Origin of the sequence: Pseudomonas sp. Lz4W (genome assembly GCF_000346225.2) — a bacterium.
GTDB classification, from domain to species: Bacteria; Pseudomonadota; Gammaproteobacteria; order Pseudomonadales; family Pseudomonadaceae; genus Aquipseudomonas; species Aquipseudomonas paraversuta.
Genome location: NZ_CP017432.1, coordinates 4682177 through 4705697 on the forward strand (window position 1 = coordinate 4682177; position 23521 = coordinate 4705697).

At 59.2% G+C, this 23521-nt stretch carries 20 protein-coding genes; 5 read left to right on the forward strand and 15 right to left on the reverse strand.

The genetic code is table 11. The annotated features are described in order from the left end of the window. Positions 1 to 194: 194 nt before the first annotated feature. The 10 genes from dtd to hutC all read right to left on the reverse strand — a co-directional run bounded on the left by dtd (position 195) and on the right by hutC (position 11821). Positions 195 to 632 carry a D-aminoacyl-tRNA deacylase gene (dtd, locus tag B195_RS21295; RefSeq protein WP_003438709.1) on the reverse strand — a complete coding sequence of 146 codons (438 nt, stop codon included), beginning with the start codon at positions 630 to 632 and terminating at the stop codon, positions 195 to 197. Then, a complete protein-coding gene (gene pip, locus B195_RS21300; RefSeq protein WP_003438707.1) occupies positions 629 to 1600 on the reverse strand; it encodes a prolyl aminopeptidase in 972 nt (323 codons plus the stop codon). Before pip ends, dtd begins: the two co-directional genes overlap by 4 nt. A gap of 148 nt (positions 1601 to 1748) precedes the next feature. Continuing rightward, positions 1749 to 2549, reverse strand: coding sequence for an N-formylglutamate deformylase (gene hutG, locus B195_RS21305; RefSeq protein WP_003438705.1), 801 nt, complete (start codon positions 2547 to 2549; stop codon positions 1749 to 1751). Between the two features lie 11 nt (positions 2550 to 2560). Next, positions 2561 to 3766, reverse strand: coding sequence for an imidazolonepropionase (gene hutI, locus B195_RS21310; RefSeq protein ID WP_003438703.1), 1206 nt, complete (start codon positions 3764 to 3766; stop codon positions 2561 to 2563). 27 nt (positions 3767 to 3793) lie between these two features. Continuing rightward, the gene (locus tag B195_RS21315) at positions 3794 to 5194 is read right to left on the reverse strand and encodes an amino acid permease (protein WP_003438700.1); all 1401 of its coding nucleotides are present in this window, start codon (positions 5192 to 5194) and stop codon (positions 3794 to 3796) included. Between the two features lie 74 nt (positions 5195 to 5268). Next, a complete protein-coding gene (hutH, locus tag B195_RS21320; protein WP_003438698.1) occupies positions 5269 to 6801 on the reverse strand; it encodes a histidine ammonia-lyase in 1533 nt (510 codons plus the stop codon). 69 nt (positions 6802 to 6870) lie between these two features. After that, a complete protein-coding gene (locus tag B195_RS21325) occupies positions 6871 to 8340 on the reverse strand; it encodes a cytosine permease (RefSeq protein WP_003438696.1) in 1470 nt (489 codons plus the stop codon). Positions 8341 to 8480: 140 nt separating this feature from the next. After that, positions 8481 to 10178, reverse strand: a complete 1698-nt coding sequence (hutU, locus tag B195_RS21330; RefSeq protein WP_003438693.1) for a urocanate hydratase — start codon at positions 10176 to 10178, stop codon at positions 8481 to 8483. A gap of 357 nt (positions 10179 to 10535) precedes the next feature. After that, positions 10536 to 11114: a HutD family protein gene (locus B195_RS21335; RefSeq protein WP_003438691.1), complete on the reverse strand. Its 579-nt coding sequence runs from the start codon at positions 11112 to 11114 to the stop codon at positions 10536 to 10538. Then, complete coding sequence (gene hutC, locus B195_RS21340) at positions 11111 to 11821, reverse strand: histidine utilization repressor (RefSeq protein WP_165439545.1); 711 nt, start codon at positions 11819 to 11821, stop codon at positions 11111 to 11113. The genes B195_RS21335 and hutC overlap by 4 nt, the downstream gene beginning before the upstream one ends. A 145-nt stretch (positions 11822 to 11966) precedes the next feature. Here hutC and B195_RS21345 point away from each other — a divergent pair, with 145 nt between their 5' ends. Continuing rightward, positions 11967 to 13331 carry a formimidoylglutamate deiminase gene (locus B195_RS21345; protein ID WP_003438687.1) on the forward strand — a complete coding sequence of 455 codons (1365 nt, stop codon included), beginning with the start codon at positions 11967 to 11969 and terminating at the stop codon, positions 13329 to 13331. A 65-nt stretch (positions 13332 to 13396) separates the two neighbouring features. Here the strand turns inward: B195_RS21345 and B195_RS21350 are convergent, their stop codons facing one another. Then, positions 13397 to 15340 (reverse strand): ATP-dependent DNA helicase RecQ, encoded by a 1944-nt coding sequence (locus B195_RS21350; RefSeq protein WP_003438686.1) that lies wholly within the window; start codon positions 15338 to 15340, stop codon positions 13397 to 13399. 260 nt (positions 15341 to 15600) lie between these two features. Between B195_RS21350 and B195_RS21355 the strand changes: the two genes are divergently transcribed. Further along, on the forward strand, positions 15601 to 16638 hold the full coding sequence (locus tag B195_RS21355; protein WP_003438685.1) for a S8 family peptidase: 1038 nt from the start codon (positions 15601 to 15603) through the stop codon (positions 16636 to 16638). 114 nt (positions 16639 to 16752) lie between these two features. Further along, a complete protein-coding gene (locus B195_RS21360; protein WP_003438683.1) occupies positions 16753 to 17103 on the forward strand; it encodes a DUF1493 family protein in 351 nt (116 codons plus the stop codon). Positions 17104 to 17169: 66 nt separating this feature from the next. Here B195_RS21360 and B195_RS21365 read toward each other — a convergent pair whose 3' ends face one another. From B195_RS21365 to B195_RS21380, 3 genes are all read right to left on the reverse strand, one after another. Further along, positions 17170 to 18711 (reverse strand): phosphoenolpyruvate carboxykinase, encoded by a 1542-nt coding sequence (locus B195_RS21365; RefSeq protein ID WP_003438681.1) that lies wholly within the window; start codon positions 18709 to 18711, stop codon positions 17170 to 17172. A gap of 179 nt (positions 18712 to 18890) precedes the next feature. After that, positions 18891 to 19793: an Hsp33 family molecular chaperone HslO gene (gene hslO, locus B195_RS21375; protein ID WP_003438680.1), complete on the reverse strand. Its 903-nt coding sequence runs from the start codon at positions 19791 to 19793 to the stop codon at positions 18891 to 18893. A gap of 208 nt (positions 19794 to 20001) precedes the next feature. Then, positions 20002 to 20409, reverse strand: coding sequence for an RNA-binding S4 domain-containing protein (locus B195_RS21380; protein ID WP_003438678.1), 408 nt, complete (start codon positions 20407 to 20409; stop codon positions 20002 to 20004). Positions 20410 to 20665: 256 nt separating this feature from the next. Here B195_RS21380 and B195_RS21385 point away from each other — a divergent pair, with 256 nt between their 5' ends. Next, complete coding sequence (locus tag B195_RS21385) at positions 20666 to 21148, forward strand: ATP-dependent zinc protease (RefSeq protein ID WP_003438674.1); 483 nt, start codon at positions 20666 to 20668, stop codon at positions 21146 to 21148. Next, complete coding sequence (gene rimK, locus B195_RS21390; RefSeq protein WP_003438671.1) at positions 21145 to 22050, forward strand: 30S ribosomal protein S6--L-glutamate ligase; 906 nt, start codon at positions 21145 to 21147, stop codon at positions 22048 to 22050. Before B195_RS21385 ends, rimK begins: the two co-directional genes overlap by 4 nt. A gap of 95 nt (positions 22051 to 22145) precedes the next feature. Here rimK and B195_RS21395 read toward each other — a convergent pair whose 3' ends face one another. Next, complete coding sequence (locus B195_RS21395; RefSeq protein ID WP_003438670.1) at positions 22146 to 23459, reverse strand: ATP-binding protein; 1314 nt, start codon at positions 23457 to 23459, stop codon at positions 22146 to 22148. Positions 23460 to 23521 lie beyond the last annotated feature (62 nt).

The following is a 23521-nucleotide window of genomic DNA, read 5'->3' on the forward strand; positions in this document are numbered from 1 at the left end:
GCCAGCGATCTAAATGCCAGGTTGGCGAGCACTCTTCCGACAGCCAAAGGGATGAATGATTCCCCAAGACAGTAGGACAAGACTCTATGTAGCGCAGGATTATCTAGTAGGCCGCGTTACAACGCATCTAGTCTCAGCAAGTATTTATCGCTAAAACCCCCTGTTTTCGGACGAAAACGAGGTTTTTCGGGTTTTTATGTATGTAACAAAAATGTAACCGGGCCGTCGTTGACCAAATGCACCTGCATATCGGCTCCAAAGCGGCCCGATTCGACATTTGGATGCAGACGTTTGGCATCGTTTAACAGGTGATTGAACAGCGCCTCGGCCTGCGCAGGGGGCGCTGCCGTGGAGAAGCTCGGGCGCAGGCCGCTTTTGGTATCGGCCGCCAGGGTGAACTGCGAAACCAGCAGCAAACCGCCGCCGATATCGGCCAGCGACAGGTTCATTTTGCCCTCGGCATCACTGAACACCCGATAGTTGAGCAATTTGTGCAGCAACTTGGCGGCATTGGCTTCGGTGTCATCCGGCTCGACGGCGACCAGCACCAGCAAGCCCTGATCGATGGCACCGACAATTTCTCCGCCAACCTCTACCCGTGCGCTGCTGACCCGCTGTAACAGCCCCTTCATGCTTCGTCGGGCTGCAAGCGCAGCAGACGGCGGGCCATTTGCTCGGTGGCACGCACCAGCGCGTCAGTAATACCGGGTTCGGAGGCCACGTGCCCGGCCTCCCGAATCACTTGCAGCTCACTGTCGGGCCAGTTCTTGTGCAGCTCCCAGGCATTGTCCAGCGGGCAGATCATGTCGTAACGACCGTGCACTATTACACCCGGCAGGTGGGCAATCTTGTGCATGTCGCGGATCAGCTGGTTGGACTCCAGAAACGCATTGTTCATGAAGTAATGGCACTCGATCCGGGCAATCGACAGGGCCCGGTGCGGATCGCAGAAGCGGTCGACCACTTGCGGGTTGGGGCGCAAGGTAGCAGCACGCCCCTCCCAGGCCGCCCACGCCTTGGCCGCATGCATCTGGGCAATCTGGTCATTACCGGTCAGGCGCTTGTGGAAAGCCGTCAGCAGGTCATGACGCTCTTCTTCGGGGATCGGCGCGACATACTCTTCCCAGTAATCCGGGAAAATCCGGCTGGCACCCGACTGATAGAACCATTCGATTTCTTGTGGGCGGGCCAGAAATATCCCGCGCAGGATCAGGCCCTGTACGCGTTCGGGATGGGTCTGCGCGTACGCCAGCGACAGGGTCGAGCCCCATGAGCCGCCAAACACCACCCACTGCTCGATACCCAGGTACAGACGGATGCGCTCCATATCTGTGACCAGATCCCAGGTGGTGTTGTTTTCGAGGCTGGCGTGAGGGGTCGAACGCCCGCAACCGCGCTGATCGAAGGTAATGATGCGGTACAGGTTGGGATCGAAATAGGAGCGGCTATTGGCATCGCAGCCCGACCCTGGCCCGCCGTGGACAAACAGCACCGGCAAGCCGTCCGGGGAGCCACTTTCATCAATGTAGAGCACATGCGGCTCGTCCACCGCCAGTTCATGCCGGGCGTAGGGTTTGATCTGCGGGAACAAGGTCTGCATTACGCACTCCATGTGGGGCTGAAAAAATGTTGCCGTCTGGCATCATAAACCCGATTGCTGGAATGAGCATGCGCAGATGAATACGCCGAAAAACTCGCAGCAGCGAGCTTTTCCATCCATCGGCAAGCTCGCTCCTGCAGGGTTCAGGTCAAGCGTAGCGCTGCTGGCCCCACTGGATAATCCGCGCCAGCAATTGCTTGAGCACTTCCTGAGTCGGCGCTGCCAGATCCTGGCGATATTTGAACGGCTCGAACTCTTCCATGTAGGTGCTCTGCGCCAGCTCCAGCTGCACGGCGTGGATGTTATCCACAGGGCTACCGTAATGACGGGTGATGTGGCCGCCCTTGAAGCGCCCGTTCAGCACGTGACTATAGGCCGGATGCTCGGCGCAGATCGCTTGCAGATCGCTGGCCAGGGCCGGGTCGCAACTGGCGCCATTGAAGGTCCCCAGGTTGAAGTCCGGCAGGCGACCGTCAAACAGGTGCGGCACCTGGGAGCGGATCGAGTGCGCGTCGAACAGCAGTGCATAGCCAAACTCATCCTTGAGGCGCTTGAGCTCCTGCTGCAAGGTCTGGTGGTAAGGCTTCCAGATGTGCTCCAGATAGGTCGCCCGTTCTGCCGCCGACGGCACCTGCCCCTCGCGAAACAAGGGTACTCCGTCGAACAGTGTGGCCGGGAACAGACCGGTGGTTGCCCCCACGTACATCGGCGCATCGTCTTCGGGGCGATTGAGGTCAATCACAAAGCGCGAATACTCGGCCGCCAGGGTGCTGGCCCCCAGATCGGCAGCAAAGTCGTAAAGCTGCGGGATATGCCAGTCGGTATCCGGCAGGCTTTGTGCTTCGGGAATCAGACCGGCTTTAACGGCCGGGGTCAGCTTCAGGCCGGCGTGGGGCATGCTGATCAGCAATGGCACGCGACCCTGTTTGAATGTCAGAACCTTATCCACAAGCGTTTCTCCTAAAGCTCAACGTCGGCGCCATTGCGCACGACGCGTTTATCCAGATCACCACCCAGCCAATAGGCCAGGTCTGCCGGCCGATCGATGTTCCAGGCCACAAAATCGGCCACTTTGCCCGGTTCCAGCGAACCGTGGGTCTGGCCCATGCCCAATGCCGTTGCAGCGTGCTGTGTAACCCCGGCCAGAGCTTCTTCAGGGGTCATGCGGAACAGGGTGCAGGCCATGTTCAGCATCAGGCGCAGCGACAGACCTGGCGACGTGCCGGGGTTGAGGTCGCTGGCGATGGCGATTTTAACCCCGTGTTTGCGCAAGGCATCCATGGGCGGCAGTTGAGTTTCGCGCAGGAAATAGAACGCACCCGGCAACAGCACCGCCACAGTGCCCGATTTGGCCATGGCGATGGCGTCGTCTTCGGTCATGAACTCCAGATGATCCGCCGACAGCGCCTGATAGCGTGCCGCCAGACTGGAACCGTGCAAGGACGACAGTTGCTCGGCATGCAGCTTGACCGGCAACTCCAGCGCCTGCGCCACCTTGAACACCCGCTCCACCTGTTCAGGGGAAAACGCCAGGTATTCGCAGAACGCATCCACCGCATCCACCAGCCCTTCAGCTGCCAGCGCCGGGAGCATTTCGCTGCAGATATGCTCGATGTAGTCATCAGCCCGGTCTTTGTATTCCGGCGGCAAGGCGTGGGCCGCCAGACAGGTGCTGCGCACCGTCACCGGCAACTCCTGGCCGAGGCGACGAATCACCCGCAGGATTTTGCGTTCGCTCTCAAGGCTCAGGCCGTAACCGGACTTGATCTCGACGCTGGTCACACCGTCTCGCAACAGACAGGTCAGACGCTGACGGGCACTGGCAAACAACTCATCTTCACTGGCAGCACGGGTCGCCCGCACGGTACTGGCAATGCCACCACCGGCGGCGGCGATTTCGGCATAGCTCACACCTTGCAGGCGCTGCTCGAACTCGCCGCTGCGGTTACCGCCAAAGACCGTATGCGTGTGGCAATCGATCAGCCCCGGGGTGACCCAGGCGCCTTGCAGTTCTTCGGTCCGGGCGTACTCGCCCACTGGCAATTGCAGACGCGGGCCGATCCACTCAATGAAGCCCTCACGGGTCACGATGGCCGCATCCTCGATGATTGAGTACGTGCCATTGGCCATGGTCGCGACATTGCAGTGTTGCCACAGGGTTTTCATTCGCTCACTCCGTCAATGATCAAAAACTCAGGAAAGCTCGGGAGCTTCTTCAACCGCAGCGCCGGCAGCCGGTTTTACCCACAGCAGGTAAGCCACCACCAACAGCACAATCCAGACCGCACCCACCATCAACGCCGCCTGAGTTTCAGGGAAGTAGCCCAGCACGCCGAAGATAAACACCATGAACACGATGGCGGCAATGGGTGCATAGGGCCAGAACGGCACCGGAAACTTGAGCTCGGCCACTTGTTCACGGGTCATGGAGCGGCGCATGGCTACCTGGGTCACCAGAATCATCAACCATACCCACACGGTGGCGAAGGTCGCAATCGAGGCGATAACCAGGAAGATGTTTTCCGGGATCAGGTAGTTAAGCAGCACACCGGCCAAAAGTGTGCCCCCCATGACCAGAACGGTCATCCACGGCACACCGTGACGGGAGATTTTGGCAAAGCCTTTAGGCGCCTGCCCCTGCTGGGCCAGACCGAACATCATGCGGCCTGCGCCGAAGATGTCGCTGTTGATTGCCGACACGGCTGCCGAAATCACCACGATGTTGAGGATGGTAGCCGCCGAGCTGATGCCCAGGCTGTCGAAAATCTGCACAAACGGACTGCCCTGGCTGCCAATCTGGGTCCATGGGTAAATGGCCATCAGCACAAACAGGGTCAGCACGTAGAACAGCAAAATCCGCAACGGGACCGCGTTGATTGCCTTGGGAATGACGCGCTGCGGATCTTTGGCTTCGCCGGCAGTGATGCCGATAATTTCAATGCCGCCAAACGCAAACATCACCACTGCAAACGAAGCGATCAAACCGCCGATGCCGTTGGGCATAAAGCCGCCATAGGCCCAGAGATTGCTGATCCCGGTTGCGGCTGCGTCCGTGCTGGAGGTTCCGATGCCAAACAGCATGATGCCGAAACCGCCCAGAATCATTGCCACAATGGCGGCAACTTTGAGCAGCGACAGCCAGAACTCCATTTCACCGAAGACTTTGACGCTGCACAAATTCAACCCGCCGATCAGCAGCACGATGCCCAGCACCCAGATCCAGCGCGCCACTTCGGGAAACCAGAAGCCCATATAGATACCGAAGGCGGTGATATCGGCCAGACACACGATGATCATCTCGAAGGCATAGGTCCAGCCGAGGATAAAGCCGGACATCGGCCCCAGGTAGGTACTGGCGTAATGACCGAACGAGCCGGACACCGGATCGCGCACGGCCATTTCCCCCAGTGCGCGCATCACCATGAAGACCGCGGCGCCACCAATCAGGTACGCCAGCAGCACAGCAGGTCCAGCCATTTGGATGGCAGCGGCCGAACCATAAAAAAGACCCGTTCCGATCGCTGAACCCAGCGCCATAAAACGGATGTGACGGGCCGATAGCCCGCGCTTCAAACCTTGAGTTTGACTTTGCATTTCGCGTCCCTAGTTATTTTTGTCGGCGAAAACAGATACGCAGAGCGCTCAACGAGCGCTCTGCGTTTTTTGGGTTACAGGCTTGGAAGAACGTTGGCAGGCACCAGCTCATTCAGACAGCGCGAGGCCAGCAACTGCATGGCGGCTTCGATATCCGGGGCGAAGAAGCGGTCTTTTTCGTAGAACGCGACCTTGCTACGCAAAGTGGTACGGGCAATTTCAAGCTTGACCGAGGTTTTCAGGCCATCACGCAGATCAAGCCCCTGGCACGCCGCCAGCCACTCGACCGCCAGCACGCCACGGGTGTTCTCGGCCATTTCCCACAGACGCTTGCCTGCAGCCGGAGCCATCGAGACGTGGTCTTCCTGGTTGGCCGAGGTGGGAATGCTGTCGACGCTATGGGGATGGGCCAGTGCCTTGTTCTCGCTGGCCAGGGCCGCAGCCGTCACCTGAGCGATCATGAAGCCGGAGTTGACGCCGCCATTGGCCACCAGGAACGGCGGCAGTTGCGACATGTGCTTGTCCATCATCAACGAGATACGGCGCTCGCTCAGCGAACCGATTTCTGCAATGGCCAGGGCCATGTTGTCGGCCGCCATGGCAACCGGCTCGGCGTGGAAGTTGCCGCCCGAGATCACGTCGCCCTGCTCGGCAAACACCAGCGGGTTGTCCGATACGGCGTTGGCCTCAATGCCCAGCACTTCGGCGGCCTGGCGGAACTGGGTCAGGCAGGCACCCATCACTTGCGGCTGGCAACGCAGGGAGTACGGGTCTTGCACCTTGTCGCAGTTTTTGTGCGACTCGGACACTTCGCTGCTGGTGCCCAGCAGATCACGGTAGATCGCAGCGGCGTCGATTTGCCCGCGCTGGCCACGTGCGGCATGAATGCGCGGGTCGAACGGCGAGCGCGAACCCAGTACCGCTTCCACCGTCAGGCCGCCGCAGGCCATGGCGGCGGCAAACAGGTCTTCACCTTCAAACAGGCCGCGCAGCGCGTAGGCAGTCGACACCTGAGTACCGTTGAGCAAGGCCAGCCCTTCCTTGGCCGCCAGGGTCAGCGGCTCAAGGCCAGCCTGCTTCAAGGCCGCAACGGCATCCAGCCATTGACCTTTGTAGCGCGCCTTGCCTTCGCCCAGCAGCACCAGGGACATATGGGCCAAAGGCGCCAGATCGCCCGATGCACCCACCGAGCCTTTTAGCGGGATGTGTGGATAAACCTGGGCATTGATCAAGGCGATCAAGGCGTCGATCACTACGCGGCGAATACCGGAGAAACCACGGCTCAGGCTGTTGACCTTGAGCACCATGATCAGGCGCACCATGTCATCGCTCAACGGCTCGCCGATACCGGCCGCATGGGACAACACCAGCGAACGCTGGAGGTTTTCCAGGTCTTCGCTGGCAATTTTTGTCGAAGCCAACAAACCAAAACCGGTATTGATGCCATAGGTGGTGCGGTTCTCGGCAAGGATTTGCTCGACGCAGGCCACGCTGGCATCAATCTGCGCCGAAGCGCTTTCGTCCAGACTGAGGGTTACCGGCTGCTGATAAATGTCACGCAGTTGGGCAAGGCTCAGTTGACCGGGGATCAGGTTTAAACGGTTCACATTAATGCTCCTTTGAAATTCTTGTTGGCTGCCAGTCACTGCGGGCTTTTTCAAATTGATGTTTGCAGGCTAAATCGTCGCCGGCACTACGGGCAGCACAGCAGCCGTATGGGCGGGCTCATGGGTTTGGGCCGGTAAAATCAGGTGCTCGGGAACCGGCCGCGCCCACTTCCTTGCAGCCCAGTAATACAGGGCTGCAGGCACGACCAGACCGATGATCCAGGAGATATCGGTGCCGCCCAGGCTATCCACCAGCGGGCCGGTGTAAAAATGGGTCGACATAAAAGGCATTTGAATCAGCACGCCAAACACATAGACGCTCAAGCCAACCCGGTTCCAGCGGCCATATCGACCCTCGGGGTTGGACAGCGCCGGAATGTCGTAGCGTTCTTTGGTAATGCAGTAGAAATCCACCAGGTTGATCGCGCTCCAGGGCGTAAAAAACGCCAGCAGGAACAGGATAAAAGCGGAGAAATCCTTGAGGAACGAGTCTTTGCCCAACAGAGCCAGGGTGGTGGCCATGGCGACCATCACCAGGATGTAGAGCAGGCGCACGCCACCGGGAATCCGCCGGCTGCCGCGAAAGCCGCTGACGATGGTGGCGATGGACATGAAACTGCCGTAGGCATTGAGCGTGGTGATCGTCACCTTGCCGAAGGCCACGGCGAAATACAGCAACGCCGCCACAATGCCGGTGCCGCCCAGTCCGACAATGAACGACACTTCGTGGTGGGCAAATTGCGAGCCCGCCAGAGCGGCAGCCAGAACGCCGAACACCATGGCAATCTGGGCACCAATGACGGACCCCAGACTGATCGCCCAAAAGGTTTTGACCGGTGAAGTTTTGCTCGGCAGGTAGCGCGAGTAATCCGCCACATAGGGGCCAAACGCAATTTGCCACGAGGCGGACAACGAGATCGCCAGCAAAAAGCTGCTGATGGAGAAATGCTTGTTGGCCAACAGCGCGCCAATGTCATTGCCGGCCAGCAGTTTGTAGAACAGATAGATGAAGGCAATCACCCCCAGCACACTGGCGATCCGGCCAATGCCGTGAATCACCCGGTAACCGAAGATGGTCAGGATCACGATAAAACCGGCAAAGGCGACAATGCCGATCCAGTCTTCAACATGCAGCAACTGGGCAATCGCTTGACCGGCCAGCAGCGAGCCGCTGGCCGAAAACCCGATATACATCAGGCACACCAGCACCAGCGGCACCACCGCGCCATACACCCCGAACTGCACACGGCTGGAGATCATCTGCGGCAAACCCAGTTGCGGACCCTGGGCACCGTGCAGCGCCATTACCGCGCCACCGAGCAATTGCCCGACAAACAGGCCGATCAGCGACCAGAACACATCGCCGCCCAGCACCACGGCCAGCGCGCCCGTCACAATCGCCGTGATCTGCAGGTTGGCTCCCAGCCACAAAGTGAATTGACTGATGAGCCGACCATGACGCTCGGACTCGGGAATGTAGTCGATCGAGCGTTTTTCGATCAGCGGTGTTGCGCCTGCACGATCATCATTAACAGCCATGTGCCCCACCTCAAATAAAGGAAAACGGGATGTGCTCTGAATTTGGCTCGCCAGCGATGCAAACACCTCACTACATCAGTCATTGCGAGGTGCTCTGATCGCTGGCAAGCCAGCGCCCACATTTTTTGCTGCCAGCCGGATCAGCCGTTGATCATCGGCAGGTTCAGGCCCTGTTCGTTGGCGCAGTCGATGGCGATGTCGTAGCCGGCATCGGCATGGCGCATCACGCCGGTGGCCGGGTCGTTGTGCAACACGCGGGCAATGCGCTCAGCTGCTTCGTCGGTGCCATCACACACAATCACCATGCCCGAGTGCTGCGAGAAGCCCATGCCTACGCCGCCGCCGTGGTGCAGGGACACCCAGGTCGCGCCACTGGCGGTGTTGAGCAAGGCGTTGAGCAGTGGCCAGTCGGATACGGCATCCGAGCCATCTTTCATCGATTCGGTTTCGCGGTTCGGGCTCGACACTGAACCGGAGTCCAGGTGATCGCGGCCGATCACGATCGGCGCTTTCAGCTCGCCGCTACGCACCATTTCGTTGAACGCCAGGCCCAGCTTGGCGCGCTGGCCCAGGCCAACCCAGCAGATACGCGCCGGCAGACCCTGGAAGCTGATGCGTTCGCGTGCCATGTCCAGCCAGTTATGCAGATGCGCGTCGTCGGCGATCAGCTCTTTGACCTTGGCATCGGTCTTGTAGATGTCTTCTGCATCGCCAGACAGAGCAACCCAACGGAACGGGCCTACACCGCGGCAGAACAGTGGACGTATATAGGCCGGTACGAATCCCGGGAAGTCGAAGGCGTTTTCAACGCCGACTTCTTTGGCCATTTGACGAATGTTGTTGCCGTAGTCGAAGGTTGGAATGCCAGCCTTCTGGAACGCCAGCATGGCTTCAACGTGTTCGCCCATCGAAGCCTTGGCGGCTTTGACCACGGCAGCCGGATCGGTCACGGCGCGGTCGCGGTACTGTTCCCAGGTCCAGCCTTTTGGCAGGTAGCCATTGAGCGGATCGTGGGCGCTGGTCTGGTCGGTGACCATGTCCGGGCGTACACCACGACGGACCATTTCGGGCAGCAGTTCGGCAGCATTCCCGCACAGGGCTATGGAGATGGCCTTGCCTTCAGCGGTGTATTTCGCAATACGGACCAAGGCGTCGTCCAGGTCGAGGGCTTGCTCGTCGACATAGCGGGTGGCCAGACGGAAGTCGATGCGGCTCTGCTGGCATTCGATGTTCAACGAGCAGGCACCCGCCAGGGTCGCGGCCAGTGGCTGCGCACCACCCATGCCGCCCAGGCCTGCGGTCAGTACCCACTTGCCTTTAAGGCTGCCGTTGTAATGCTGACGGCCGGCTTCGACGAAGGTTTCGTAGGTGCCTTGCACGATGCCCTGGCTGCCGATGTAGATCCAGCTGCCGGCGGTCATCTGGCCGTACATGGCCAGGCCTTTGGCGTCGAGTTCGTTGAAGTGTTCCCAGGTGGCCCAGTGCGGTACCAGGTTGGAGTTGGCGATCAGTACCCGCGGCGCGTTGCTGTGGGTCTTGAACACGCCGACCGGCTTGCCCGACTGCACCAGCAGGGTTTCGTCGTCGTTGAGGTTGGTCAGGCTTTCGACGATTTTGTCGTAGCACTCCCAGTTACGCGCTGCACGCCCAATACCGCCATATACCACCAGTTCGGTCGGGTTCTCGGCCACTTGCGGGTCGAGGTTGTTCATCAACATCCGCAGCGGAGCTTCGGTCATCCAGCTTTTGGCAGTGAGCTGGGTACCGCGGGCGGCGCGGATTTCACCATCACGATGACGGGTAAACGCAGCTGGCGATTTAGGGGTAGTTGAAGTCACGGGTAACTCCTCAGCGATGGGCAGATGCGTCGGGGACAAGAGGGTCGACGCACACTTATGTACTTGTACATACAAGCATATGCAAGTAAGCGGCCAAGGTGCGATATCAGCCCGTGAAATTTAAGTATTCGAAGCTGCAAGGCACGAAAATCAAGGCGATGAGGGATGAAGGATTTTTTGCAGGGAGTAAAGGGCAAAGCGCAGGGATGTTACTGAAGCGGGGGTTTTGCGTCTTTTTGGGGCGTTCGGTAACAAGATGGGGCGCAGCAATGACTCAAACCTTGCAGGAGCGAGCTCTTGGTGGCCGCATTCAAGAGCTCGCGAGCAAGCTCGCTCCTACAGAGGTGTATGTGCGGCTTAGATCCCGCTCAACTCAATCACACAGCAGCGGCCGGTTACCGTGATTTCCAGCAGTTCACTGTTGTCGTTCAGCTGCAGGCAGTCATAACGCCCCAGATGCTGCTGCTGAGTGTTACCCGGGCAGACATGGACTTGCTCATCGACAGCGAAAACCAGCAGGGTCCGGGCCGAGCTGAAGAAACGCTGCGGTGTTACCGCGTCCAGCCACTGCAGGCGCGCACTGTAACGATCCGGGGCGTAGATCAGGTTGAAGTCGCGGATTGGTCCGTCAATCAAGGTGCAACTGACCGCGCTGTCACCTTTGAATGCATAGGCATCGAACGGCAACAGGGCCCGGGTGCTGGCGCCATCGACCTGCAGGTTCATGCCCGCGCCTTGCAGCACGCTGATAATTCGCTGATAGCCATCGAAGCGGGAAAATCCGCCCGACTCACCAATATCGGCAATCGACAGGCGCCAGCCGAAACCTTCAAGGCCTTCGCCGGCGTCACGGGTAATTTCTTCGGTGCTGCCGCCGCCGTTCTTCCACGGCATGCGCGGGTAATCAACAGCGCGTAAAACTTTCAATTCATTCATTTACTGAAGCGTCCTTCCAGGCGATGGCGGGAACCGGGGTGGATCAACCGGGCGGCGGTAACAGGCTGACGCCCGGACCAGGTGCGGCGGCGGATCAGCAAGCAGGGTTCGCCGGGTTCGATTTGCAGCAGTTTGCACTCTTGGGAGTCAGCCAGAATCGCTTCGACAATGTGCTCACCCTCGGTCAGGGGTGCGACCTGGGACAGGTAGGCGTAGGGCGTTTGCAAAGTGAAGTCTTGCTTCAAGTAGTCCGGCGCCACCTGGGCATTGACGAAACGGTCCTCAATTTGCACGGCAATTTCGTTTTCGTAATGCACGATCAATGAGTGAAACACCTTCTGCCCTTCACGCATGTCGAGCACGGCCGCGCGCTCTGAACCGGCAAGCTCTTCACCCAGGCTGATCACCTTGCAGGAGTGCCGGTGCCCGCGAGCGGCGATTTCATCGGCAATGTTATTCACTTCAAACAAGGCCGACTGGGTTTTGGGCTCGGCGACAAAGGTGCCGACACCTTGCATGCGCACCAGCAGGCCGTCGGCGGTCATTTCACGCAGCGCACGGTTGATGGTCATGCGGCTGAAGCCCAACTGGCTGACCAGTTCGCTTTCAGAGGGCACGCGGTAATGCGGAGGCCAGTTCCCGCTCTGGATTTGCTGGGTGATCATCTGCTTTACACGGGCGTATAGCGGGGCCGGGCTATCGCCCATGTGGGCGGCCAGCGGGGACACGACAGGCGGAGTCGACACAGGCAATCCTTGTTTATGAGTTAGGGGCTTAGATTGCCGGAGTTTACCGAGCAGGCAAACGTCTGTATATGTATATACAAATAACAAACCATGGGATGCCGAACCAATGTCCGTCTTCTTTGCCGAGCGTGCGCTGTTACCTACAGGCTGGGCGACCAATGTCCGAATCGAGGTGGGTGCCGATGGCCGCCTGACCCGCATCCAGGCCAATGCCGACGCCCAAGGCGCCGAACGCTTGAGTGGCCCGCTGCTGCCGGGCATGCCGAACCTGCACTCGCACGCGTTCCAGCGCGCCATGGCCGGGCTGGCCGAAGTCGCGGGCAATCCCGATGACAGTTTCTGGACCTGGCGCGACCTGATGTATCGGCTGGTCGGCAAAATCAGCCCCGAACAGCTCGGCGTCATTGCCCGGCAGCTGTATATAGAAATGCTCAAGGCCGGCTACACCTCGGTTGCCGAGTTTCATTACGTTCACCATGACCTCACGGGCCAGCCCTATGCCAACCCGGCAGAGCTGGCACTGCGCATCAGCGAAGCGGCCCGTTCGAGCGGGATTGGCCTGACCCTGCTCCCTGTGCTGTACAGCCACGCCGGTTTCGGCGGCCAGGCGCCCAATGAGGGTCAGCGACGCTTTATCAACAGCACCGAGCAATACCTGCAACTTCAGCAACAGTTAAAGCCGCTGCTGGCACAACAACCGGCCCAGAACCTGGGCCTGTGTTTCCACTCGTTGCGCGCCGTGACCCCGCAACAGATCCACGATGTACTGGCTGCCAGCGACACCACCTGCCCGGTGCATATCCATATCGCCGAGCAGCAAAAGGAAGTCGACGACTGCCTGGTCTGGAGCGGCAAGCGCCCTATCCAGTGGCTGTATGACAACGTCGAGGTTGACCAGCGCTGGTGCCTGGTACACGCCACCCATGCCGATGCGGATGAAGTACGTCTGATGGCACAAAGCAAAGCGGTGGCTGGTTTGTGCCTGACCACTGAAGCCAACCTGGGTGACGGGATCTTTCCGGCGGTGGATTACCTGGCCCGGGGCGGTCGCCTGGGGATTGGCTCGGACAGCCACGTGTCATTGAGTGTGGTCGAAGAGTTGCGCTGGCTGGAATACGGCCAGCGCTTGCGTGACCAACGCCGCAACCGGCTGTATCGCAGCGATCAGCCCATGGTCGGGCGCACACTGTACGACGCGGCCCTGGCTGGCGGCGCCCAGGCGATGGGCCAGCCGGTAGCAGGTCTGGCCGTAGGCCAGCGCGCAGACTGGCTGGTACTCGACGGCAAAGACCCGTACCTGGCCACTGCCCAGGACGACGCCATTCTCAATCGCTGGTTGTTTGCCGGTGGCGACCGCCAGGTGCGCGACGTACTGGTGAATGGCCAGTGGGTGGTCCGCGACGGCCATCACGCCGATGAAGAAGCCAGCTGCCGCGACTTCACCCGGGTATTGCGCGAGCTGTTGGGCTGACGGAGCGAGGTTGCCTGTAGGAGCGAGCTTGCTCGCGAGCTCTTTCAACCGCCGACAGCTCGCTCCTACAATGATTCTGGGCCTTGATGTTGTGCGGCCCATTCCCGCACCTCGGCATAGGGGTAGTTTTCCAATGCCGCAAACCCGGCAATCCCCCGGGCTTTCATTTTGGTAAACAACGGCACGCTGATCCCGCATAAAAACCGGGTCAGGCGTTCCGGCGGGGGATAACTTGCGGTGAATTCCTGATGCCTGTGGATAAAAGCAGCGCACAGCGCTTCAAAGTTTTTATCCACAAGCGGCGCCAGCGCGGGGGGTTCAGGCAAGCGCGCGACCTGCCCGGCACACACCGAGCAATGCCCGCATTGTTGAGGTGCCTGCCCGTCACCGAAGTAGTGCGCCAGGCGATAGCTCAGGCAGGTGTCACTGGCGAACAATGCCAACATGGCGTGAATGCGCACAATCTCGCCACGCTCATGGGCTGTGAAGTACTCATGCAGCTCCAGGCTCAGCGCCTCGACGTCAAACTCTGTCAGCAACAGGCTGTAAACCTCGGTCATCTGTTTGCTTTCAAGCTCGATCCAGCCCTTTTCCTGGAAATAATCCAGCGCTTTGACCACCCGGTTACGGTCAGCCTGATGCTGGCTGTACAGGGTGTCGAAATTGACCGTGGCCCAGGTCCGGGCACGACTGGAGGTCTGGATAATGGCCGAGACAAACTGCTGGCGCTCACCCTCGAATCTGGCCAGCAGTGCATCCGGCTCAATCAGGAACTTGAAACGGTACTCGGCAAAATACGCATAGCGCGGAGCAATCAGGCCACGCAATTCCAGCTGCACCAGCAGGGTCTTGAGCGGAAGCTGACGAATATTGCTCTGATCGGCCAAGGGCCCCAGCAAGAATTCCCACTGCCCTTCGGGGATGGCTGCACGCAGTTCTTCAAGCACACAGCGGATGCCCTGCAATTCGGGGGTGTCGCCGTACACAAAATTTTCCAGCACGTTGAGACTGTCACGATTGGCCAGAACCAGGCAGTCCGATGGCTGGCCATCACGCCCGGCGCGACCGATTTCCTGACTGTAGTTTTCGATCGACTTGGGCAAGTCGAAATGCACTACGTTGCGGATGTCGCTTTTATCGATGCCCATGCCAAAGGCGATGGTGGCCACGATGCAATTCAATTGCCCGCCCATGAACTGACGTTGAATGCCCTCGCGCTGATCGTGGGGCAAACCGGCGTGATAAGCGTTGGCGCTGATGCCGTTCTGGTTCAGATGCGCGGCGATCTGCTCCGCAGTCTTTTGCAGGGTGACGTAGACAATGCTCGGCTGGCCGCTGCGCTCGCCCATCCATTGCACCAGGCGCTGGCGCTTGGCGGCCCCGGTGACCGGCTCGACCCACAGGTTGAGGTTGGCGCGATAGAAACCGGTGGTGATCACATCCGCCTCGGCGATCGCGAATTTGCTCTGCATGTCGGTAATCACGTTGGGCGTGGCCGTTGCCGTGAGCAGCAAGGCTTGCGGGATGTTGAACTGACGCTGGTAGTCCGGCAGCTTCAAGTAGTCCGGGCGAAAGTTATGCCCCCACTCGGATATACAGTGGGCCTCGTCCACAACCAGTAACGAAATCGGCACCTGCTGCAAAAAATTGCGAAAACGCTCGTTCTTCAGGCGCTCAACCGAAATCATCAGGATCTTCAATTCGCCCGCTTTGGCCCGGGCCATGACCGCACTGGCGTCATCACGGCTTTGCGCCGAATCAATGCTGGCGGCGGCAATGCCATGGCGCTGTAAAAACGCCAACTGGTCCTGCATCAGCGCCAGCAGCGGCGACACCACCAGCGTCAGGTGCGGCAGCAGCAAGGCCGGCAGCTGGTAGCACAGCGACTTGCCCGAGCCCGTCGGAAAAATCGCGGCCGCAGAACGCCCGGCCAGCACGGCACTGATCGCCGCCTCTTGCCCGTCACGAAACTGTGGATAACCGAAAACCTGTTCCAGGGTGTTGTGCATAACTGTCACTCCATTGACCGCTGCAAAGCGCAAAACTCTAACCCGAGCCGTGCAGTCGATCGAGAAAAGGCAGCAGGCTTGACGCCACAAATTGATACAGAGAAAACCTGCACGCCTGGACAAAACCACAGACATTAACACGCCTGACCCGACCTGCCGCACGCAGCGACACCACGGGTATTAACCATGGAATTTATCTACAAAAGGACCCACCCATGCCTGAGGCGTTACCCCATCACCGGAATAAAGCATCGGTTTCCATGCTACAACGCACCACTCTGCTCGTCCTGCCCGTGCTCCTTCTGGGCTGCGTCACACCAGCGCCCGCACCGCCGGAACTGGACACAAGCGTCTTTGAAACAACTGAATACCTCGCACAGAAAGCCCTGCCGGTGGTCAAGGCCTCGACGCTCTATGCCCGGGGCGGCACCGGCCAGAACGTCAAGGTTGCCTTGATTGACTCGGGCATGAACGACACCCTTTCCGAGTTCCGGGGGCGTATTGCCGACCCCGGCCATGACTTTGTGCGCAAGCAACCGGGCACCGTCGACATCAAGGGCCACGGCACACAAATGGCCGGCATTATCGCCGCCAACAAAGACGACAAAGGCATGCATGGCATTGCCTTCAACGCCCAACTGATCCCCATGCGCTTTGGCGACGACAAGGAGCCGTTCTATTTCGACACTGAAATTGCCCGGGCGTGGCAACTCAGCCATGACAAGGGCGCACAAATCATCAGCAACTCATGGGCCAACCCGATTGAAGCCAACACCAATGAAGCCATTGTTTATGAACGCCTGATGGGCGACTCCCTGGCGGCTGCCAAAAAGCTGGTGGCGGACGGCGCCGTCTTGGTGTTTTCCACCGGTAATGAAGTCAAGCGCGAACCCCTCGCCGAACCGGGCCTGCCCGCGCTGTACCCCGAACTGGAACCCGGCTGGATTGCGGTAATGGCCCTCAAGAGCGACGGCACTGCCATCAACCAGAAATCCAACTACTGCGGTCTGGCAGCACGCTGGTGTATTGCAGTACCCGGGGGCGACAGCGGGGATGGCTTGCTCACCACACGCGAGGACGGCAGCTATGGACCGACTATCGGAACCTCTCCTGCCGCGGCGCTGGTCAGCGGCGCCCTGGCAGCCCTGCAAAGCCGTTACCCGCAGATGACCCCGCAACAGCTGCGCGAGCGCTTGCTCAGCACGGCCAATCGCAGCGGCATCTATGCCAACAGCGAAGCTTACGGGCAAGGCTTGATGGATCTGGAGGCCGCTTCGCGTCCCGCCCCCGGCCAGTAAAGTGAGGACGTCGGCCCACTGGCTAAAGACCCATGGGCCTGCGTACCGTCTTGAGGTATTTTGCTGCTCACCCAAAGCCGATCTCGCCCAAACTGCCATACGGAGACTGCCGCCATGAAACTCGCCGCCGACCTGCCTGATAACCCGACCTTGCGCGAGCTGGTGCAACTGCTGCATGAAGAAATCGGCCTGCCGGAACACAAGACTGTCAGCCTGAAGACATCGATCAACCTTGACCTGGGCTGTAACGGCAGCGACGCCCTGCATTTGATGGAAGTCCTCGAGGAGCACTTCGGTCTGGACCTGGCGGACTACGATGCCTACCGCTATTTCCAGCCGGCAGGCAACGATCCGCATTTCAAGCGCGATGCCAAGGGCCGGGGCAATAAAGTGCCCCTGACCATCGGCATGCTGTACGCGGCGATAAACAGCGGGCAGTGGGACACGCACACCCTGGAAGGCTAAATTCCAGGCAGAAAAAAGCCGCCCTTGCAGGCGGCTTTTTCGTGGATCAAACAGCTGACCGCAAGCTTACAGCTTAGGGCCGGCAGCCTTGATCGCGTCGCTGACGTCGAACTTCTTGAAGTTCTCTACGAACAGGCCGGCCAGGGCTTTGGCAGCTTCGTCGTAGGCAGCTTTGTCAGCCCAGGTGTTACGCGGGTTGAGCAGCTCGGTGTCAACGCCCGGTACGGTCAATGGCACGTCGAGGTTGATGGTGTCCAGGTGCTCGGTTTCTGCACCGATCAGAGCGCCGCTCTGGATCGCTGCAATCACGCCGCGGGTAGTCGGGATGTTGAAACGCTTGCCAACGCCGTAGCCGCCGCCGGTCCAGCCGGTGTTAACCAGGTAAACCTTGGAGCCGAAGCCACGGATGCGCTTGATCAGCAGCTCTGCGTATTCGCCAGCCGGACGCGGGAAGAACGGTGCGCCGAAGCAGGTGGAGAAAGTCGACTTGATGCCGCTGCCCGAACCCATTTCAGTCGAGCCCACCAGTGCGGTGTAGCCGGACAGGAAGTGGTAAGCCGCCTGCTCTTCGCTGAGGATCGAAACCGGAGGCAGTACGCCAGTCAGGTCGCAGGTCAGGAAGATCACAGCGTTTGGCTCGCCGCCCAGGTTCTTCTCGGAACGCTTGGCAACGTGCTCCAGCGGGTAGGCTGCACGGCTGTTCTGGGTCAGGCTGACGTCGGCATAGTCAGGGTGCTTGGCGTCGTCGATGACAACGTTTTCCAGCACCGCACCGTGCTTGATGGCTTTCCAGATAACCGGCTCGTTCTTCTCGGACAGGTCGATGCACTTGGCATAGCAACCGCCTTCGATGTTGAACACCACGCCTTCGCCCCAGCCGTGTTCGTCGTCACCGATCAGGTAACGGCTTTCATCGGCGGACAGGGTGGTTTTACCGGTACCGGACAGGCCGAAGAACAGAGTCACGTCGCCTGCTTCACCGATGTTGGCGGCGCAGTGCATCGGCAGCACGTCGGCAGCCGGCAACAGGAAGTTCTGTACCGAGAACATGGCTTTCTTCATTTCACCGGCGTAACGCATACCGGCGATCAGCACTTTTTTCTGGGCGAAGTTGAGGATCACGCAACCGTCGGAGTTGGTGCCGTCACGCTCTGGCACGCATTCGAAGTTGGCCACATTGAGCACTTGCCATTCTTCACGACCGGCCGGGTTGTACTGAGCCGGGTTGATGAACAGGCAACGACCGAACAGGTTCTGCCAGGCAGTCTGGGTGGTCATCTTCACGGCCAGGTAGTGGTCTTCGGAAGCACCTACATGAACGTGGGAAACGAAGTGTTCCTGCGCATTGTTGAACGCCTCGACGCGGTCCCACAGAGCATCGAACTTGTCAGCCGGGAACTTGCGGTTGATCGCGCCCCAGGCAATGGCAGCCTGAGTAGTCGGCTCTTCAACAATGAAGCGGTCAGCTGGCGAACGGCCTGTACGGTGGCCTGTTTTAACTACCAGTGCGCCATTGTCGGCAAGCTCGCCTTCACCACGGCTCAGGGCTTCTTTGACCAGATCGTCGATGCTCAGATCGGTGTACACGGCGTTATTAGCTTGCGTCATGAGGTTCCCCGTCGGCCATTGGCCGAGTGCGCCAAACGTTTTGTAGTAGAAAAGTTTGCACTACTACCGCGAAAAAAGTGGGGCGGATTATGCCAGAAATGCCCAAAAAAAGTAGGGCCCACCTGTCAGAACCGCGCAAGAACGGGGTTTGACAGGTGTTTCACCTGGGCTGAAACGTTTTAGTGATGAGTGTCGGAAGGCGACTTTACACCGGCACCGGAGAACAATTGGTCCACATCGGCAGCATCGAACAGGTAGCGCTCATTGCAGAACTGGCAGTCGATTTCGATATGGCCGCCATGTTCGGTGACCAGATTCTGCGCATCTTCAAGACCCAGGCTGGTCAATGCAGTGCCCGAGCGCTCACGGGAGCAGCTGCATTTGAAAACAACGGTTTCGTCGTCAAACAGGCGCACGGTTTCTTCGTGGTACAGGCGATGCAGGATGGTTTCGTTGTCCAGACTCAACAATTCTTCAGCCTTGAGGGTATCGCCCAGCGCCAGCAATGTGTTCCAGCTGTCTACGCGCTCATCTTCATCTTTGGTTTTGTCGGCCGGTAGTTGCTGCAGGAACATGCCGCGGGCACGTTTGCCATCCGCGACCAGCCAGAAGCGGGTCGGCACTTGCTCGGACATGACAAAGTAGTTGGTGAAACAGTCCGCCAGGGTTTCGCCGTTCAGATCCACAATGCCCTGGTAACGCTTGCCAACGGTCGGATCGATAGTAATGGCCAGTACGCCGTTGGGCAGCAGGTCTGCAAGGGTCGCATCCGGGGCAATCCGCTCGGCGTCGAAACGGGCAATACCGCGAATTTCACGGTCGCTGGTGCACTCGATCATCAGCAGCGGTACCGGACCTTCAGAGCGCGCCTGCAGGCTCAGAAGACCATCGATTTTCTGGTTGCCCACCAGCAACGCAGCCGCTGCCATCAGCTCACCCAGCAACTGCTGGACCGGCAGCGGATAATTATGTTTGGCCAGCACTTCAGCGTAACTGTGCTCCAGCGAAGCCAGCTCGCCGCGGGCATCACAGGTGTCGAACATGAAGCGTTGGGTGGCATCGGTTTTGTTTAAGTCGGACATAGGAATAAGATTCTAAAAGTGGTTACTAAATGTGTTCGAGCCTGTAAACAGACTGCAGATATTAAGGCTAATAGCCCTATATGGCGTCACACATGAATGGTTACAAGCCCCCGGCTAGCCAGACACGACGCACGGTCGGTGAGCCATTGACGGCCAGGCAGCCCTTGGGGGAGCCCGGCTCCCACAAGGGTTGATATAGGGCACAGAGCTAATCCGCGGCGCCAGAATCATGAAACTGATGCAACTGGCGGCGTTGTTTCTTGGTTGGTTTACCATCGCTGATAATGCCCATCGCCCCCGATTTTCGCATCGCTGCCAGGCTTTCGCGCTTGGCAATGCTCTGCCCGGTTTCGGCGTACAGCAGTTGCGCTTCAGGAGCGCCGCGGCGCACCACCGACAAGGCTTTGACCTCCACAGTACGCTCTTCGAGCCCTACACGGATTTGCAGCTCGTCGCCAATCCGTGGCTCTTTGCTCGGTTTGCAGCGCTCACCACGGCAGTGCACCTTGCCGCTCTCAATGGCGGTCTTGGCCAATGCACGGGTCTTGTAAAAACGTGCAGCCCATAGCCACTTGTCCAGACGGACCTTGTCGTCCTCTTCCTGTTTCTGCGCCATTGGAACCCCCTTCACCAGATATTCGGAACTGTACTACGTCTTTTGATGATCCAAAGAAGGAACCCGCTCGATAGAATTCCGTCTGCTGCAATACCTGTGCTGAAAACACAGCACAGCGTACGCGCAGATAACTGTCGCCATTTACCGGATATTCTGCGTGAATACCGACTTTATGCTTTCGAATCGGCGTTCGCCGATTGTTTTACCTGCAGGGTCTGCCCTGCGGCCTGGATACGTTAATCGCCGGTTACTTATATTGAAGACTTTTGACCATTTGACCGTTGTCGGTCTGCGCGAGTGGGTGGCGCTTCCCGATCTGGGAGTCGCGGGCCTGCGGGCGAAAATCGACACCGGTGCCAGTACCTCCAGCCTGCACGCCACTGAAATCGAGCCGTTTGTGCGTGATGGTGTCGAGTGGGTACGTTTCAATGCCCATTTGGGAACGCTGGTACAACTACGCCACCGCCGGTGCGAAGCGCCGCTGGTGGCGATAAAAACCATTAAAAGCTCCAACGGCCATACCCAGGTGCGTTATGTGATCCGCACCGGCCTGGCACTGGGTGATCGGGTGTGGTCGGTGGAGTTCACCCTCGCCTGCCGCAAATCCATGCGTTACCGCTTGCTGCTGGGCTCAAAAGCGCTGATCGACGGCCAGTTGGTGGTCAATCCAGAGCTTAAATACGTACAAGACAAGCCGGTGTTTCCGGTCACTACTACCTCTGCCACAGGTGTTGCATGAAGATCGCTGTGCTGTCGCGTAACCCGCGTCTGTATTCCACTCGTCGTCTGGTTGAAGCCGGTATCGCACGAGGCCATGAAATGGTAGTGATCGATACCCTGCGCGCCTATATGAACATTGCCAGTCATAAGCCGCAGATCCATTACCGCGGCAAGCCGCTGGAAGGCTTTGATGCGGTGATCCCGCGCATTGGTGCGTCAGTCACGTTTTATGGCTGCGCGGTATTGCGCCAGTTCGAAATGATGGGGGTTTTCCCGCTCAACGAATCGGTGGCAATCGCCCGCTCGCGAGACAAGTTGCGCTCGCTGCAACTGTTGTCGCGCCGCGGCCTGGGCTTGCCGGTGACAGGCTTTGCCCACTCGCCGGATGATATTCCGGACCTGATCGAGATGGTCAATGGTGCACCGCTGGTGATCAAGGTCCTGGAAGGCACCCAGGGTATCGGCGTGGTGTTGTGTGAAACCGCCACCGCGGCCGAGTCTGTGATCGAGGCTTTCATGGGCCTCAAACAGAACATCATGGTGCAGGAGTACATCAAGGAAGCCGGCGGTGCGGATATCCGCTGCTTCGTGGTGGGTGACAAGGTGATTGCGGCCATGAAGCGCCAGGCCAAGCCCGGTGAATTCCGCTCCAACCTGCACCGCGGAGGCAGTGCCAGCCTGATCAAGATCACCCCGCAAGAACGCATGACCGCCATTCGTGCGGCCAAGGTCATGGGGTTGAGTGTGGCCGGGGTCGATATCCTGCGCTCCAACCACGGCCCGCTGGTGCTGGAGGTGAATTCCTCGCCCGGGCTGGAGGGGATCGAAACCACCACTGGCAAGGATGTGGCCGGGCTCATCATTGAGCATCTGGAAAAAAACAGCACGCCGCACATGACCCGGACCAAAGGGAAAGGTTGAAAGCAGCCACCCCTGACAACTCTGCAGGAGCGAGCTTGCTCGCGAGCGTTTAGAAGCTCGCGAGCAAGCTCGCTCCTGCAGACAGGTCGAAGGCTTTAAACCGCCCCTCTGGGCAACATCAGGCCCAGCGGCAATCGCACCCGGGCCTCAAGGCCTCCGCCGGCACGGTTACGCAGTTCAACATTGCCGCCGTGCATGGAGGCGATGCGCTTGACGATGGCAAGGCCCAAACCTGTCCCCTTGCCGCCACGCGCACGGTCACCGCGGATAAACGGATTGAAGATGTCTTCAAGCTCTGAAGGGTCGATGCCCGCCCCCCGGTCCATCACACTCAGCACCACATACGGCGCACTGGTGTCGCCGGAGACGTAGGCGGCCACTTCCACATTATCCCCCGCATGGTGCAAGGCATTGCCGATCAGGTTATTGAGCAAGCGCTTCATCGAGACCCGACGCAGCGCAAACGGCTGAATCGGCTGCAGGCGCAAACTCACTTGATGTTCGTTCTGGTTGTAAGGCGCCACGACTTCGCGAATCAGTTCACACAAATCGACCTCTTCGACCGGCTCATCGCGCCCGTCACGGATAAAGGCCAGGAACTGATCAAGAATCGCGTCCATATCTTCAATGTCGCGCACCATGTCGTCGGACAGGTCGCTGTGGTTGCCCATCAGCTCCAGAGACAGGCGCAAGCGGGTCAACGGCGTTCGCAGGTCGTGGGACACCCCGGCGAGCATCAGCTCGCGTTCACGGCCAGCCTGTTCCACATCTTCTGCCATTTGATTGAAGGCGCTGTAAACCTCGGTCATTTCGCTCGGTGTATCACTGATCGGCAGCCGTACACTGCGCCCCTGCCCCAGTTGCCGGGCGGCATAAACCAGACGCTTGAGCGGCTGGTTGAGCTGACTGACGAATATCCATGCCGACGCCGTCGATAACAGGCCGATGGCCAGGAACCAGCCCAGCACACTCCAGATTTTCTGTCCGCGTAACGGATGCGGGTACAGCGGCACTTTCAGCCAGCCATCGCCAAGGCTCGGGGCACGTACCCACAACGCGGGCGGCGCATGCATGCGCAAGCGAACTTCGGTATCGGCACCCAGCTCTGCCTGCATCTGGCGCTCATAAATCTCACTGTACGGCCAGTGCTGCTCGCCTTCAGGTACGCCACCGCCGACCACCCGGATCAAACCGGCCGCATCGGCAATTTTTTCGCGATTTTCTTCATCGGCTGCCCAATAAGCGCGCAGGGTCAAAGCCACGCCATGGCTGTACTGGCGGTCGACCAGCATGTCTTCGTTCATCAGCAGATAAACCAGGGTCAGGGCCTTGGAGAACAGTACGACAATGAGGACAAGCCACAGGGTGCGGGAGAAAAAACTTTGGGGGAACCACAGAGGGGTTTTCATAGACAGCCGTCTTAACACTTTGCAGGAGCGAGTTGTGAGGCTCGCAAAATTTGGAATCGCGA